The organism is Agrobacterium sp. SORGH_AS_0440, from assembly GCF_031453135.1.
Classification (GTDB): Bacteria; Pseudomonadota; Alphaproteobacteria; order Rhizobiales; family Rhizobiaceae; genus Agrobacterium; species Agrobacterium pusense.
In genome coordinates this window covers 100,319-115,038 of sequence record NZ_JAVIYR010000001.1, presented here as the reverse complement: position 1 = coordinate 115,038, position 14,720 = coordinate 100,319, and the positions used below count along the sequence as shown (strand labels likewise).

Below are 14,720 nucleotides of genomic sequence, written 5' to 3'. Positions count from 1 at the left end.
GGAACGATGGCAGACATCCGCCAGGTCGCCGTTATCGGTACGGGCATCATGGGCGCACCCATGGCGGCGCGCCTGGCAGAGGCCGGGTTTTCCGTCAAGGCCTGGAACCGCAGTGCCGACAAGGCTGCGGTTCTGGCAGAGAAGGGCGTGCAGCCGACCGTAACGGCTGCCGAGGCTGCGGCCGAAGCGGATGTGGTGCTCTGCATGCTGAGTTCCGGGCCGGTCTGCAACGATGTTCTGCTCGGTTCGCCGGGCATCGTTTCAGCCATGAAGCCCGGTGCGGTTCTGCTGGTCATGAGTTCCATTCCCGTTGAAATTGCAATGGAACAGGCTGAAGCCGCCATGGCATGCGGCGTCAGATATGTCGATGCGCCCGTGTCCGGCGGTGAAAAGGGAGCGATCGAAGGAACGCTCGCCATCATGGCCGGGGGTGAACAGCGGGATGTGGATGCGCTGCGGCCGCTCCTCGGTTTTCTTGGCCGCGTCACGCACGTAGGGCCGGTGGGCTGCGGCTCTCTGGCCAAGCTTGCCAATCAGCTGATCGTCGCCTCGACAATCTGCGCCGTTGCCGAAGCTCTCACCCTTGCGGAAGAAGGGGGAGCGGACCCGGCACAGGTGCGCCACGCCCTGCTTGGCGGATTTGCCGATTCCACCGTCTTCCGTCAGCACGGAAAACGCATGGTTGAGGGCGATTTCCGCCCCGGCGGGCCGGCGAAATATCAGGTCAAGGATACGTCCACGGCGCTGGCCTTCGCCAGAAGCCTCGGCCTGACATTACCGGTCAGCGAGGAGGTTGACCGGCTGTTTCGCTCCATGGTCGAGCATGGCGCGGGCGAGCTTGATCACAGCGGTGTGATCCTTGAAATTAAGCGCATGAATGCGTTCGGAGGAACGCTCGAAACTGTTTAAGACACAACAAAGGGAGGAACACATGAAAATTTCAAAACTTTACGGGCTGGCCCTTGCCGCCACCATGCTGGTCGCATCGATTGCAAGGGCCGAGACGCTGACCCTGTCGACGCCGGATGCAGACAATTCCGAAATCACGCTTTCCGCCAACAAGTTCGCGGAACTGGTTTCAAAAAAGACCGACGGCAAGCTCAAGATCAAGGTATTCCCCAACGGTACGCTTTATGGCGGCGATCCTTCGGCGGGCGTCAAGCAGCTTGCCGGCGGCTCGCTTGACATGCTCCTGAATTCGACATCGCTCTACGCGACGTTCAACCCGAAATTCACAGCTATCGCCATCCCCTACCAGTTCCGCGATATCGACCAGCTTCGGGTCTATCTCGACAGCGATCTCGGCAAGGAGCTTTCCAGCGATCTGAGCAAGATCGGCATTCTCGGGCTCGATCTCTGGTCACGGCCGCTGCGCCAGATCACCAATTCGAGGGCGCCGATCAAATCCCCAGCCGATTTGAAGGGCATGAAGCTGCGGGTGCCGAACAATCCGCTCTGGGTTGAATTCTTCGGCGCCATGGGGGCCGCCCCGACGCCGATGGCTTTTGCCGAAGTCTATAATGCCCTCCAGCTCAAGGTGGTCGACGGGCAGGAAAATCCGGTCAATGTGCCGGTCAGCGCCAAGCTCTACGAGGTGCAGAAATACCTGACGATCAGCAACCACATCGCCGACGCCTGGGTGCTGGGCATGAATCCTGCCCGTTTTGAAGGTCTTGATGAGAACTTCAAGACCGCGCTCAAGGAGGCTGCCGTGGAAACGGAGGCCTGGAAGGCGCAGAACGACGCTGCCGATATCGACAAGTCACTGGAAACGCTGAAAAAGAACGGCATGGAGGTGAACGCGCTGACCGATGACGAGCGCAAGGCTTTCGTGGCCGTGGCGGCCGGCCTTTCGGCGAAATTCTCCGCTCTGGTGAAGGATCAGGCCTTCTTCGACAAGACGCAGGCGTTCCTCAAGACGAACTGACCTTTCCGCAAACGGACGGCCGGGTTTCGATCCGGCCTTCCCAAATGTCAGGCAGGGTCGTCTTGCCGTGAGGGCAGGGTGGCATTCGTTTTACCGGATATCCGGTTTCAGCAGTGGAAGGGTATTGTCATGAACGATACGAAACCTTCGGTGCTCGGCACCATCGTAAGACTCATCGCCGATGTGGCCGCAGGCGCGGCCTGCGCCGGCATTCTCATCGTCGTGCTCCTCCAGGTCATTGGCCGCCTCATCGGCAGTCCTCTCCCCTGGACCGAGGAAGCGACCCGCTTTCTCTTCATCTGGATGGTGTTTCTGGGCCTCGCCGCCGGCTTCCGCACCGTTGAAAGCGCCCGTGTTGTGGTGTTTCTCGTGCTGTTTCACCGCTTCTTCCGGCGGCTCGCGGTGCCGATCTACGTCGGTTCATCCGTGTTCTTCTTCGGCATGATGGGCTGGACGGGCCTGACCATGGTGCGCCAGCAGGTCATGATGAACGAAACCGCCGCCACGCTTCCCATCCCGATGTGGACCATCGGCATCGTTCTGCCGGTTTCCGCCATCATCGCCGTGCTCGCCATCGTCGAATCGCTGCGCAGCCGCCGGGAGCTCATCGCGCTTCCCGAGCTTGGCCTGCCGGCGGACGAGATCGCACACGCCGACATCTCCATTTCAGCAGGACATTGATCCATGTCGGTCTTTCTTCTCGTCGCCTTTTTCGGTCTCAGCATGCTCGGTGTACCGCTTGCCATTGCGCTGGCGCTCGCCAGCGTCGGCACGCTCTGGCTCTTTACCTCCATGCCGATGGACCTGCTGTCGCAGACGATGTTCTCGTCCATGAACTCCTTCCTGCTCGTCGCCGTGCCGCTGTTCATCCTCGTCGGCACCGTCATGGAGCGGGGGCGTGTGGCGGAGCGCATTTTCGATTTCGCCGAGGCCATGGTGGGCTGGTTGCCCGGCGGCCTCGGTCACGTCAACGTCATCTCCTCGGTGATTTTTTCCGGTGTCTCCGGCTCGTCCGTCGCTGACATCGCCTCTGTCGGCGCCATCGAGATCAAGGCGATGGAGCGGCATGGCTTCCCGAAGGGTTATGCCGTCGGCATGACGCTTTGCACCTCCACGCTCTCCTCGATCATTCCGCCGTCGATCCTGATCGTCATTGCCGGCTCCATCGCCAACGTGTCCATCGGCACATTGCTGATCGCGGGCCTGGTGCCCGGCCTCTTCATCGCCTTCGCCTTCCTGGTCTTCAATCACTTCTATTCCGTGCACTACGGATATAACCCGCCGACCCCCTTCAACTTCCGTCTGGTTGTCATCACCGGACTTCGCGCCATCCTGCCGATGCTCACCCCGCTGATCCTCATCATCGGCATCGCCAGCGGCCTGTTCACGCCGACGGAAGCCGCTGCCATCGCGGTCGTTTATGTCGCGGTGCTCGGCGTCATCGTCTACCGCACGCTACCGGTGCGCGAACTGCCGGAAATCCTCATCTCGACGGCACGCATTTCCGGAACCATCCTGTTCATCGCCGCCACTTCGCAGCTGGCTGCCTGGGTCTTCACCTTTGACGGCCTGCCGGAACAGGTCGCCGAACTCTTGAAGGCGATGAACCTCGGGCCGATGACGGGCATGCTCGTGATCTTCGTGTTCCTGCTGATCATCGGCATTTTCATGGAAGCGATCCCCGCCATGTTCATCCTCATTCCGGTATTGATGCCGCCGGTCGAAGCGCTCGGTATCGATCCGATCCATTTCCTGATCGTCACTGTCATGACGCTGACGCTCGGGCTGGTGACGCCGCCAGTCGGGGTCTGCCTGTTTGCCGCAGCCCAGGTCGCGAACATGAAGATCGAGGATGTCATCCGCGGTTCGCTGGCGCCGATGACGGTGCTGACGCTCGCCATATTTGCGCTGGTGCTTTTCCCGATCCTGACGCTTGGGCCGATACGGCTGATGGGTCTTTACTGAGCCGAAACAGTACGCCTGAAAAACTCAGACAACGCGACGGTCACGCCACTCGTCGCGTTGTTTTCGCATCCACTCCAGGAAAAGCGTCACCTTTCGCTGCCGCAGGTGAGAATGCGGGCAAACGATCCATTGGGTAACGAGCTTGATGCGCGGTGCGTCGATGACGGGGCAGACAAGCGCCCCGATGCTCAGTTCCCGTTCCATCATCAGCGTGCTTTCCAGCGCGACGCCCAGACCGCCGGCCGCGGCGTCGATGGCCATATGGCTGCGGTCGAACAGCACGCGCCGCCATCTTTTGTCTGAATGCACGCCCGCCATCGGGAACCAGTGCGTCCACTGCGCCTGTGCCTTCACCGAATGAATGAGCCGCAGTTCGAGCAGATCGGCGGCCTGAAGGCTTCCGGTGGCGGCATAGTGCGGTGAGGACACCGGCAGGAATTCCTCTTCCACCAGCCCTTCCACGAAGAGGCCCGGCCAACGACCATCGCCGTGGCGCAGCTCCACATCGACGAGCTCCTGCGAAAAATCGGTCGGCTCGTTGGTGCCGTCCAAGCGCACTTCCAGTTCAGGGTGCTCCTCCAGAAAGGAGCCGAGACGCGGCAGAAGCCATTTGTTGGAAATGGTCGGCGTCGCCCGGATAGTCAGTGCCGTGACGGAACGGAAACCGCGAATGCTGTCGGTCGCGTCGGATATCTGCTCAATCTGGGCGGTGATCATCGAAAAATAGCGCTCGCCCGCTTCCGTCAATGTCACCTTGCGGCCCGTCCGCGCCATCAGCGTCGTGCCGAGCTGGCCTTCCAGCAGCTGGATCTGCTGGGAAACGGCCGAAGGCGTCACGCTCAACTCTTCCGCCGCCCGGGAAATGCTGCCCGCCCTTGCCGCGGCGTGGAAAACGAGGATCGATTTTATCGGGATTTGCATGGATAGGGCTTTGCTCAACGGAATACGGCGGTCACCCGAGTATCACAGGTGACCGCCGTGTTGAAAAGCGTTGAACGCGAGGCTTTTAGCGGTGGCTCGGCAGTTTCGGCAGGAAGACCGTCAAAAGGCCGAGCAGCGGCATGTAGGAGCAGATGCGGTAGACGAATTCAATGCCTTCCTTATCCGCATAGACCCCCAGAACCGCAGCCCCGATGCCGCCGAAACCGAAGGCGAAACCGAAGAACATGCCGGCGATGAGGCCGACGCGGCCCGGCACAAGCTCCTGCGCGAAAACGACGATGGCCGAGAAAGCGGAAGAGAAGACGAAGCCGATGACGACGACCAGAACGGCTGTCCAGAACAGGTTCGCATAGGGCAGCATCAACGCGAAGGGAATGACGCCGAGGATCGAGAACCAGATGACGACGCGCGAGCCGAAACGGTCACCGATCGGGCCGCCGAAAAACACGCCCAGTGCCGAAGCGCCGAGGAAGAGGAACAGCAGTACCTGCGCGTCCTGCACGCCAAGGCCGAACCTGTCGATGGTGTAGAAGGTGAAGTAGCTCGACAGGCTGGCGAGATAGGCATTTTTGGTGGCGGTCAGAACCACCAGCACCAGAAGCGTCATCATCACGGTTCCGCGTGAGAGCGGCAGGGCGCGGCTGGCCGGAGCCTTGCCGATGGTTGCGCGGCGGTGGCGGGTATACCAGACGCCGACCCAGGACAGCACGCCGAAGCCGAGGAGGGCAATCAGCGAGAACCAGCTGAGGCTCGACTGGCCCAACGGAATGACGATGAAGGCGGCGAGCAGCGGGCCGATGGCCGTGCCGGTATTCCCACCCACCTGGAAGAAGGACTGCGCCAGACCATGGCGGCCGCCGGATGCCAGGCGGGCAACGCGCGAGGCTTCGGGATGGAAGATCGCCGAGCCGATGCCGATGAGGCAGGCGCCAATCACCAGGACCTCGAAACTATGGGCAAAGGCGAGCGTGATGAGGCCGGCGCAGGTGGAGAGCATGGCCACGGGCAGGGAAAACGGCATGGGCCAACGGTCTGTCACCATGCCGACGACCGGCTGCAGCAGCGATGCCGTGACCTGAAAGGCGAAGGTAAGCAGTCCGATCTGTACGAAATCGAGCGCGTAATTGGCTTTCAGCAACGGGTAAAGCGACGTCAGCAGCGATTGCATGATGTCGTTCAGCATATGGCAGAAGCTCGCGGCTGCGATGATTGAAAACGCCGTGCGTTGCGGGTTGAACCCGGTGCTGGTGACGGTGGCCATGAATTATCCTCTCCAGATCCCCGCTGATGAAACGGGAAACATGTCTTTATTTGCTCCCGCTTTTATTCATATTGTGTCTGGCCTGCATTTGTGTTCTGGACGAGTTTCTTTGTGAGTGGGCCAAATGGCAAAAATCAAATCGCGACAGACAGTCGGTGTGACGCTCGAGGAGCATGAGCGCAGCCTGAAACTGATCGACGGCACCAATGAGCCGGTGCTGGCGCTCCATCGCATCTATCCGACGGGGCATCGCACTCCGCCCCATAACCATAGTCGCGTGCAGATATGGTGCGCGCGCCGGGGGGTGGTGCTGGTCAGCACGGCGGATGGGCGCTGGATGATACCGCCGGGTCACGGGCTGCTCATTCCCGCCGGTCTGCAACATGAGGCCGAAGTCATCTCCAATGTCGAGATGCACTCCATCTACGTCCATCCCGATCTCTTCCAGGCAACGTCTCCAAGGGTCGTGGAAATAACAGATCTCGCCTCGAGCCTGATTTCCGAATTGCTGGCCGAGGAACATCAGCCAGCTGCTTTTCACCGGCAGGGTCTCGTGCGCGCACTTTTGCTGGATGAAGTGAACCGCCTGCCGGAACGCCCTTTGGGTTTGCCATTTCCGGACAATCAGCGGCTGGCAGCGCTTTGCCGGGATTTCCTCAACAGGCCCGTGGCGCGGGTGGAGATCGATGACTGGGCGGCGGCCATGGGCATCAGCCGCCGGTCCTTCACGCGTCTGTTTCGCAAGGAACTGGGGGTGAGCTTCGCCACATGGCGTCAGCAGGCCTGCATCTTCGCCTCCCTGCCGCGGCTGGCGGCGGGGGAGGCCGTGACGAACGTGGCGCTGGATGCCGGTTATGAAAACATCCCCGCTTTTACAACGATGTTCCGGCGAATGCTGGGCAGCTCGCCCCGGGCTTATCGCCAGGCGGCGCGGCAACGCAGCGCTGCTTTTCCCGATTTTGAAGAGATGGGTGGCTAGGGTTGGGTGGCTCACTCAACCTCATCCCTGTGACGAGCACAGGAATGAGGAGGGTACCCTAAGCCGCCGCCGCCCGCATGTCGCGGCGAAAATCGGAAGGCGACATGCCTGATATCTGGCGGAATGCCTTGTTGAATGCGCTGACCGAGCCAAAACCGCTTTCCATGGCGATTTGCAGGATATTGTCCTTGCCCGTCATCAGCATGGCCTGCGCGCGCGAAAGACGGAGCAGGGTCAGATATTTGATCAGCGTCATGCCGGTGGATTTGCGGAACAGGTTCATCGCATATTTCGGGTGAAGCGCGGCGGCGCGGGCGATGTCGGTTGCGTCGATATCGTCGAGGAAATTGGCGGCAATGAAATCGCACATGCGTACCACGCCGATGGAGGGCGCCATGCCCTCATCGTTCTCTCTGCGTTTGCCGCTGGCGGCGGAAGATATGACGGAGTATGGCTCGAGGAACATCCGCTCGACCCTGAGCAGCAATTCTTCCACCGCGTGCTGGGCTTTCGCCGGGTCGCCGGAGGTGACATAGCGAAACCAGCGGCCGAAATTTTCGGCGTCTGCCTTGTCCGTCTCAGCACTCACCATCGTCGCACCGCCCATCAGCAGGCTCGAAACGGTAGCGGGCAGGCGCATGCGGAAAAAGTGCACGAGCGGAAGATGCGCGCCGGCGTAAAACGAATCGTCGGAAGAGTGGTCCATCTGGTGCGGCTGGCCACCCCAGAAGATGCACATCTGGTCGGAATTAAGCGTAAGGTCATGATCGCCCATGCGATAATGCACCGATCCCGCCATCACGTAATTCACCTCCACCTGCGCGTGCCAGTGTGGCCTGAGCATGATGGGCGGGTGATTGTGAAAAAGCTGAAGGGTTGTCGGCATGCCTTCGATGCTGCTTGCACCCGGCTGGTAGAAGGCTCTTTCAGCAATCTTACTTTCCGCCAAATCGATGTTCCCTTTTTACGAGACAGATTTCCTGCCGCCGGTAATGTGCCCATGTTCGCTGAAGAACGGCAATTGAAAAAGGGAGGTTTTCAATGTGCTTGAAATTTCTTGGCGCGTCTACGGCCATGCTGCTTCTTGCAGCCCAGGCTTTCGCGCAAACCGAGACCGTCACCATCTGGAGCTGGAATGTCGCGGCTTCCGCGCTGAAATCCACGGTAGAGGGCTTCAACAAGCAGAATCCGGATATCAAGATCGTCGTTGAAGACCTTGGAAACAATCAGGTTTTTGACAAGACGCTGGCTGCGTGCGCCGCCGGGGGCGATGGTCTTCCTGATATCGTCACCATTGAAAATTTCGAAGCGGAACTGTTCTGGAGCCGTTTTCCCGATTGTTTCGCCAATCTGACCGAGCTTGGCTATACGCCTGAGAAACAGGCGCTTTTCCCTGATTTCAAGCGCACGGAACTGGAGGTTGACGGTGTCGCCTATGCGGTTCCGTGGGACTCCGGCCCGGTAGCGGTTTTCTATCGCCGCGACTTCTATGAGAAGGCGGGCGTCGATCCGGCCACCATCAAGAGCTGGGATGATTTCATCGCCGCCGGCAAGAAGGTCATGGCTGCCAATCCCGGAACGGTCATGGCGCAGGCCGACTTCAACGGCGATAGCGAATGGTTCCGCATGATCGCCAATGAGCAGGGATGCGGTTACTTTTCGACCGATGGCCAGAACATTACCATCAACCAGCCCGCCTGTGTCGCGACCCTTGAAAAGGTCAAGGAAATGAAGGACGCCGGCATCATCACGGCGGCGATCTGGGATGAAAAGATCCAGGCGAATACCGCCGGCAAGGCCGCCAGCCAGATGTATGGCGCCTGGTACGAGGGCACGATCCGCTCCGGCTCGCCCGATCTCGCGGGCAAATGGGGCGTCTATCTGATGCCGAGCCTCACGCCTGACGGTCCGCATGCGGCCAATCTTGGCGGGTCTTCGCTGGCGATCAGTTCGACGTCCGAGCACAAGGAAGCCGCATGGAAATACATCGATTACGCGCTGACCACGAATGAGGGCCAGGTGACGATGCTGAAATCCTTCGGCCTCGTTCCCTCGCTGCTATCAGCCATCGACGATCCCTTCGTGAAGGAGAAGCACCCCTATTGGGGCGGGCAGGCGGTCTGGACCGATATTCTCGCCACGCTGCCGAAGATCGTTCCAAGCCGCGGCACGGCATTCCAGTCCGATGCGGATGCGATCTACAAGGCGACGCAGACGAAATATTTCGCAGGTGGCTATCCCGATGCGAAGGCTGCGCTCGATGATGCGGCAAAGCAGATCGAAACGGCCACGGGGCTGCCTGTCGCGCAGTAAGCCGGCGGCCAGGACCGAGCGGGTGCCACGGGCTTCTTCTTCCCGAGGGGAGAAGTCCGCGGCAGCGAGATGAGGGGGCAACGTTGGTGATAGATCGCGAGCTAACCACCTCATCCGACCCTTCGGGCCACCTTCTCCCCCTTTGGGGAGAACAAAATAGGCCGCACCGCCTTGCAATGGTCTCGCCCTCGAAATCGGGCAGGCCTTCAAGCTTTTCCATTTATCCGGCCCTTGTCCGGCATCTGGAGGTCGTCATGCCGTCTAGGAACAGGATCGCTTATGCGTTCCTTGCGCCCTATCTCCTGATTTTCGCCACCTTCTGGGTCTGGCCGATCATCAGCTCGTTCATGCTGTCGTTCCAGAATACCCGCATTAACCCGTGGCGGTTTGCACCGTCCATGAACTGGGGGCGGCTCGTCTCCGATCCGGCTTTTTATAACGCGCTCTACAATACGCTGATCATTCTGGTCATTCAGGTGCCGGTCATGATCGCGCTCGCCACCGTCATGGCGGTGCTCTTGAATTCGCCGCTGCTGAAAGCGCGGCCGCTCTATCGTTTTGCCTTCTTCGCGCCTGTCGTTGTCGGCGAGGTGGCCTATGCGGCGGTGTTCCGGCTGATGTTCAGCGCCGATTTTGGCATCATCAACAAGCTCATCACGTCAGTCGGCCTTGCGCCCATCTCGTGGTTCGACAATGCCAATGCGGCCATGGCGCTGGTCATCATCGCGGTGACCTGGCGCTGGGCGGGGTATAACGCCATCATCATTCTCGCCGGTCTGCAATCGATCCCCGGCGATGTCTATGAGGCGGCGACGCTGGACAAGGTGAGCAAGCGCCAGCAGTTTTTTCATATCACGCTGCCGCTCCTCAAGCCCATCATCCTGTTCTGCGTTGTCCTGTCGGTCATCGGCACCATGCAGCTCTTTGCCGAACCCTTCCTCATCACCAACAGGGGCGGGCCGGGCGGCGGCACGGAAACGCTGGGACTCTTCCTTTATCGGCAGGGCTTCACCTCGCTCAATTTCGGGTACGCCTCGGCCATCGCCTACACCATGGCGGCGCTCGCCATCGCCATTTCGTTGCTTAATCTCTGGGTCGGGAGGGAGCCGAAATGAGATCGAAATCAAGATCGCTTTTCTGGCAGAAGATCGCGCTGCACGCGGTGCTGACGCCACTTGCCGTCATCTGGCTGTTTCCGCTGTGGATGATGTTCGTGTTCTCGACCATGCCGGATTACGGCATCTTCAGCCCCGATATCGTTCTGGTGCCGTCCACCAACTTCATCGAGAATTTCAACAACCTGCAGGCGGATACGAATTTCCTCAGGGCCATGTTCATCTCGATCACCGTCGCCTGCATCTACACCGTCCTTTCGGTCTTCCTGACGTCGATGGCGGGCTGGGCGCTGGCGCGTTACCGTTTTGCGGGACGCGGCGTGGTGATCGCCATCATTCTCGGCACCATCACCCTGCCGTTTGCAGTCGTGGTCATTCCGCAATTCATCATGGTGGCGCGGGAATTCAAGCTCGCCAATACCTGGGTAGCGCTGATCGTGCCGCCGCTCTTCAACTCGCTCGGCGTGCTGTTCATGCGGCAATCCTTCTCGATGATGCCGACGGAGCTTTTCGATGCCGCGCGGGTGGAAGGCGTCAAGGAATGGCAGATTTTTCTGCGCATTGCTTTGCCCTTGGCGCGGCCCACAATGGCGGCGCTCTCCATCATTCTCTTCCTGGCCTCGTGGAACAACTACCTCTGGCCGCTTCTCATCAATTCCCGCCCAGGAATGATGACCGCACCCGTGGCACTTGGCACCCTTATCGGGCTCACCAAGGTGTCATGGGGCGGCATCATGGCTGGCGCGGTGCTGCTGACCGCACCCATTCTCGTGGTTTTCGTGGTCCTGCAGCGTCACTTCATCGCCGGCATTTCAGCCGGGGCAGTCAAGTAAGGGGAGGCCGCATGGCGGAACTTTCGCTCAAAAACGTGGTCAAGCGATACGGTGCGCTGGAGGTGATCCATGGCGCCAACCTTGAGGTGAAAGACGGGGAATTCGTCGTTTTTGTCGGCCCGTCCGGCTGCGGAAAATCCACGCTTCTCAGAATGATCGCGGGGCTGGAGGATATTTCCGGCGGCGATATCGTGATTGGCGGCAAGACGGTCAGTGATGCTGATCCGGCCGATCGTGGCATTGCCATGGTGTTCCAGTCCTATGCACTTTATCCGCATATGACGGTGGCCGAAAACCTCTCCTTCGGCCTCAGGATGAACGGCAACCCAAAGGCCGATACGGAAAAGCGGGTCAACCGCGCCGCCGAAATCCTGCAGATCAATGAACTGATGGATCGCCGGCCGAAACAGCTTTCCGGCGGCCAGCGGCAGCGTGTGGCCATCGGCCGGGCCATTGTGCGCGAGCCGAAGGTCTTCCTGTTCGACGAGCCTCTGTCCAACCTCGATGCGGAACTGCGGGTGCAGATGCGCGTCGAAATTTCGCGCCTGCACAAGCAACTCGGCACCACGATGATCTATGTGACGCATGACCAGACCGAGGCGATGACGCTGGCCGACAAGATCGTGGTCCTGCGGGCGGGCAATATCGAACAGGTGGGCGCGCCGCTCGATCTCTATGACGATCCCGCCAACCGCTTTGTCGCCGGCTTTGTCGGCTCGCCGAAGATGAACTTTCTCGACGCCACTGTCATCGGCGGCGGCGCCGACAGCGTCACGCTCGCCCTCGACAGCGATCCTGCGGTGCGGCTGACTTTGCCGATTAAAGAGCGCGTCAACGAGGGCGCCAGGGTCTCGCTCGGCATCCGGCCGGAGCATTTTGCCGATGCGGGCGGGGGCGATGCCGATCTCACCGTGCATGTCGATGTCGCCGAGCATCTCGGCAATACCAGCTATGTCTATGCCCGAACCGAAGGCGGCGAGCAGATCATCATCGAGCGGCCGGAATCGCGTGATGTCGGCAATCGCGACCGGCTGACGGTCGGCCTTTCCGCCCGCCGCGCTTTCCTTTTCGACAGCAAGGGCGAACGCCTGCGCTGAACCCTTTCCCAAGCACCCAAGACCGATACGAAAGACGAGGATTTCATGACCACCGAACAACCGATCCGCTGGGGCATCATCGGCCCGGGCACCATCGCCAGAACCTTTGCTGACGGTATCGCCCATTCCCGCACCGGCAGGCTGGAGGCCATCGCCACTCGCAATCCGGACAAGCCCGGCCTTGCCGAAGCTTTTCCCGGCGCGCGCATTGTGAAGGGTTACGATGCGCTGCTTGCCGATCCCGATATCGACGCGGTCTATATCGCCACGCCCCATACGGGCCATGCCGAGTGGGCAATCAAGGCAATCCGGGCGGGCAAAAACGTGCTGGTGGAAAAGCCTATCGCGATTTCCGCTTATGACGCCGACGCCATTTTCCATGAGGCGAAAAAGGCCGGCGTTTTTGCCGGTGAAGCCTATATGTATCGCTTGCATCCGCAGACGGCGAAATTGCTGGAACTGGTGAAAGCCCGCGCGGTGGGCGATATCCGCATCATCCGCTCCAGCTTCGGTTTCAACATGGGCTCGTTCCGGGCCGATCACCGGCTGTTCGCCAATGAAACCGCGGGCGGCGGCATTCTCGATGTCGGCGGTTATCCGGTTTCCATGGTGCGGATGATCGCAGGCGCTGTGGATGGAAAGCCTTTTGCGGAGCCCGAAAAAGTGGCGGGTGCTGCCCATCTCGGCCAGTCGGGCGTTGATGAATGGGCCTCGGCCGTGCTGAAATTCCCAAACGGCATCGTCGCCGAAGTCTCGTGCTCGATCATGGCGGCGCAGGACAATGTGCTGCGCATCATCGGTTCGGACGGCCGGATCGAGGTCAGGGATTTCTGGTTTGCCGCCGGCCACAAGGGCGGCACCGGGCGGATCGATATCATCAGGGGCGACAAGGTGGAAACCATCGAGCTGCCGGAGGATCGCTGGCTTTATTCCTTCGAGGTCGATGCGGCGGGCGAAGCAATTCGCCAGGGTAAAAAGGAATTCGATGCACCCGGCATGGCCTGGGCGGACAGCCTCGGCAACCTGCGCGTCATGGACCAGTGGCGCGCTTCCGTCGGGCTGGAATACAGCGTCGAAAAGGCGACGTCGCGCATCGCCAATATAGCCGGTGGTAAGGTTGTATCCGGAAATACGGTCCCGAAGCGGCAGATACCGGGCCTTGCCAAGCCCGCTTCGGTGGTCGCGCTCGGTTTCGAATTCTTCCCCAATTTCGCGTCCGCATCCCTGACACTCGATGCCTTCTACGAGGCCGGCGGCAATCTCTTCGATACGGCCTATGTCTATGGCGGCGGCAAAACGGAGGCGATTTTCAGCGACTGGCACACCAGCCGCAACGTGCCGCGCGAAGAGATCGTGCTGATCGGCAAGGGTGCGCATTCGCCGCTCTGCTATCCCGATATGATCGCCAAACAGCTAGATCAGTCGCTGGAGCGTCTGAAGACGGATTATGTCGATGTTTATTTCATGCATCGCGATAATCTCGACGTCCCGGTGGACGAGTTCGTTGATGCCATGGATGCCGAGGTTCGGCGCGGGCGCATTCGCGGCATTTTCGGTGGCTCGAACTGGACGCGCGAACGGATGGATGAGGCCGCGGCTTACGCGCAGAAGAACGGCAAACAGGCCCCCGGCGCACTTTCCAACAATTTCTCGCTTGCCGAAATGCTCGATCCCATCTGGGCAGGCTGCGTGGCGGCATCGGATGACGAATGGAAAGAATGGCTGAAATCCCGACAAATCCCCAATTTCGCCTGGTCCAGCCAGGGGCGCGGTTTCTTCACCGAGCGGGCAGGGCGGGACAAGCATGACGATGAGGAAATCGTCCGCGTTTGGTATTCCGACCGCAATTTCGTCCGTCGCGATCGGGCGATCGAGCTTGCGCAGAAACTCGGGCGCCACCCAATCCATATCGCTCTCGCTTATGTCATCGCCCAGCCTTTCCCGGTCATCCCGCTGATCGGGCCGCGCACGATTGCGGAGCTGGAGGATAGTCTTTCGGCGCTGGATATTGCGCTGACGGACGAGCAGGTGAAGTGGCTGGAGGCGTAAGAGTGGATTGAGGCTGAGGATTTATCTGCCGCCTCTTTCGGATAGGGCAAGCCGTTGCGGCATATTTCTTCTCCCCGCCGCGGAGAAGGTGGCCCGAAGGGTCGGATGAGGGGGCTAGCTCTCCGGATATCTCTTCCGGAGCCCCCCCTCATCCCGCTGCCGCGGACTTCTCCCCGCCGGGGAAAAGAAACATGCGGGAAGCGCTCGCGCAACTGACGACTCTCAGGGTTGAGACATCA

13 protein-coding genes are annotated in these 14,720 nt (G+C 60.3%); 10 read left to right on the top strand and 3 right to left on the bottom strand.

Annotated features, from left to right (window positions below; genetic code table 11):
• Positions 1–6: 6 nt before the first annotated feature.
• The 4 genes from QE453_RS00570 (at position 7) to QE453_RS00555 (ending at position 3,892) form a co-directional block, all read left to right on the top strand.
• Positions 7–909, top strand: a complete 903-nt coding sequence (locus QE453_RS00570; protein ID WP_309776166.1) for an NAD(P)-dependent oxidoreductase — start codon at positions 7–9, stop codon at positions 907–909.
• A 22-nt stretch (positions 910–931) separates the two neighbouring features.
• The gene (locus tag QE453_RS00565) at positions 932–1,927 is read left to right on the top strand and encodes a DctP family TRAP transporter solute-binding subunit (protein ID WP_035210337.1); all 996 of its coding nucleotides are present in this window, start codon (positions 932–934) and stop codon (positions 1,925–1,927) included.
• A 129-nt stretch (positions 1,928–2,056) separates the two neighbouring features.
• Positions 2,057–2,608, top strand: coding sequence for a TRAP transporter small permease (locus QE453_RS00560; RefSeq protein WP_004445019.1), 552 nt, complete (start codon positions 2,057–2,059; stop codon positions 2,606–2,608).
• A gap of 3 nt (positions 2,609–2,611) precedes the next feature.
• The gene (locus QE453_RS00555; RefSeq protein ID WP_004445017.1) at positions 2,612–3,892 is read left to right on the top strand and encodes a TRAP transporter large permease; all 1,281 of its coding nucleotides are present in this window, start codon (positions 2,612–2,614) and stop codon (positions 3,890–3,892) included.
• A gap of 24 nt (positions 3,893–3,916) precedes the next feature.
• Here the strand turns inward: QE453_RS00555 and QE453_RS00550 are convergent, their stop codons facing one another.
• Together QE453_RS00550 and QE453_RS00545 are read right to left on the bottom strand one after the other, a co-directional pair.
• A complete protein-coding gene (locus QE453_RS00550) occupies positions 3,917–4,813 on the bottom strand; it encodes a LysR substrate-binding domain-containing protein (RefSeq protein ID WP_309776165.1) in 897 nt (298 codons plus the stop codon).
• Between the two features lie 85 nt (positions 4,814–4,898).
• Positions 4,899–6,095 carry an MFS transporter gene (locus QE453_RS00545; RefSeq protein WP_309776164.1) on the bottom strand — a complete coding sequence of 399 codons (1,197 nt, stop codon included), beginning with the start codon at positions 6,093–6,095 and terminating at the stop codon, positions 4,899–4,901.
• Between the two features lie 124 nt (positions 6,096–6,219).
• Here QE453_RS00545 and QE453_RS00540 point away from each other — a divergent pair, with 124 nt between their 5' ends.
• A complete protein-coding gene (locus tag QE453_RS00540; protein ID WP_004445008.1) occupies positions 6,220–7,074 on the top strand; it encodes a helix-turn-helix domain-containing protein in 855 nt (284 codons plus the stop codon).
• Between the two features lie 58 nt (positions 7,075–7,132).
• Here QE453_RS00540 and QE453_RS00535 read toward each other — a convergent pair whose 3' ends face one another.
• Positions 7,133–8,029: a helix-turn-helix domain-containing protein gene (locus tag QE453_RS00535; protein WP_309776902.1), complete on the bottom strand. Its 897-nt coding sequence runs from the start codon at positions 8,027–8,029 to the stop codon at positions 7,133–7,135.
• Between the two features lie 86 nt (positions 8,030–8,115).
• Here QE453_RS00535 and QE453_RS00530 point away from each other — a divergent pair, with 86 nt between their 5' ends.
• From QE453_RS00530 to QE453_RS00510, 5 genes are all read left to right on the top strand, one after another.
• The gene (locus QE453_RS00530) at positions 8,116–9,387 is read left to right on the top strand and encodes a sugar ABC transporter substrate-binding protein (protein WP_309776163.1); all 1,272 of its coding nucleotides are present in this window, start codon (positions 8,116–8,118) and stop codon (positions 9,385–9,387) included.
• Positions 9,388–9,641: 254 nt separating this feature from the next.
• On the top strand, positions 9,642–10,502 hold the full coding sequence (locus QE453_RS00525; protein WP_022562661.1) for a carbohydrate ABC transporter permease: 861 nt from the start codon (positions 9,642–9,644) through the stop codon (positions 10,500–10,502).
• A complete protein-coding gene (locus QE453_RS00520; RefSeq protein WP_035210329.1) occupies positions 10,499–11,335 on the top strand; it encodes a carbohydrate ABC transporter permease in 837 nt (278 codons plus the stop codon). The genes QE453_RS00525 and QE453_RS00520 overlap by 4 nt, the downstream gene beginning before the upstream one ends.
• Positions 11,336–11,346: 11 nt before the next feature.
• Positions 11,347–12,432 carry an ABC transporter ATP-binding protein gene (locus tag QE453_RS00515; protein ID WP_244455356.1) on the top strand — a complete coding sequence of 362 codons (1,086 nt, stop codon included), beginning with the start codon at positions 11,347–11,349 and terminating at the stop codon, positions 12,430–12,432.
• 45 nt (positions 12,433–12,477) lie between these two features.
• Positions 12,478–14,481 carry an aldo/keto reductase gene (locus QE453_RS00510; protein ID WP_309776162.1) on the top strand — a complete coding sequence of 668 codons (2,004 nt, stop codon included), beginning with the start codon at positions 12,478–12,480 and terminating at the stop codon, positions 14,479–14,481.
• The last annotated feature ends 239 nt before the right edge of the window (positions 14,482–14,720 follow it).